Genomic DNA, 839 nt, shown 5'->3' with positions numbered 1-839 from the left:
TGCAATCAAAGCATTCTTCGCTTTTTCCGCGCGCACACCCCTGGCGCAATAAACAACAATCTCAGTGTTTTTGTCGGGATACTGCCGGCTAACTATAGGAACGATTTCGTTGTGGGTGGCACGTAGGTCACCATCTATATGGTCGAAAGTGTGTTCAATTTTACTTCTCACGTCGATCCAGACAGGGTCTGCCAATATGATATTGGAGCCAAAGGTGGCAAAACATAGTAATACTAGGCGGAATAAATAGGATGGTAATCTCATAGCTTTAAGTCCCTGTAATGAGTAGAGGCTAATATAAAGCCTAGAAACCGAAGGCAAATATGTCAAAAAACGAGGGAGTGTAACCGGAGGTATTATGATCTATGTACGCAAAATAGAATACAACCTAGCTAGGGACTCTTGGAGCTAATAAAGATTTACTTAGTTGAAAAGCTGCTCGATTAGAGCAGCTCAGGAAAGTAATAAATCATTAAATATACTGCTAGCAAAATGGCGACCCAAACAACCATGGTCTCAGTTGGCCATAGCCTTGCAAAGTATCCTTTTGGTTTTCCAGCTTTGGTGTCATAAGAGTTTTGAATCATTTGCTTAATTGAATAAGCGAGTGATTTTTCAATCTTTTCATAGGTGCAATAGATCGTGCATGCTAGCCTTTTTACAAACGCGGGAGCAAGCTTTCGGTATAACCAGTCAGCATCCAGATTTGTGGAAGGTAGTTCTGGCGGGTATAGATTGCGCAGGTTTAACCATACAAACGCTAGAGCCGAGAAGAACAAAAGCTGTAACTGCGTAAGAACGTGCGTAATATCGTAGGGCTGGTAGCTGTGTTCCCAGGG

The 839-nt window shown here is 42.4% G+C and carries 1 protein-coding gene and 1 pseudogene; both read right to left on the bottom strand.

The window, feature by feature from the left end; translation table 11 throughout:
• A partial coding sequence (locus A3766_RS32320; RefSeq protein WP_231882997.1) for a rhodanese-like domain-containing protein occupies positions 1 to 264 on the bottom strand: 264 nt, incomplete at its 3' end.
• A gap of 179 nt (positions 265 to 443) precedes the next feature.
• A pseudogene (locus A3766_RS31620) lies at positions 444 to 839 on the bottom strand (Na(+)/H(+) antiporter subunit D); the annotation flags it as partial.

This window comes from Oleiphilus sp. HI0132 (assembly GCF_001635845.1).
The sequence above is the reverse complement of the archived record's forward strand: the minus strand, read 5'-3'. Positions and strand labels throughout refer to the sequence as shown.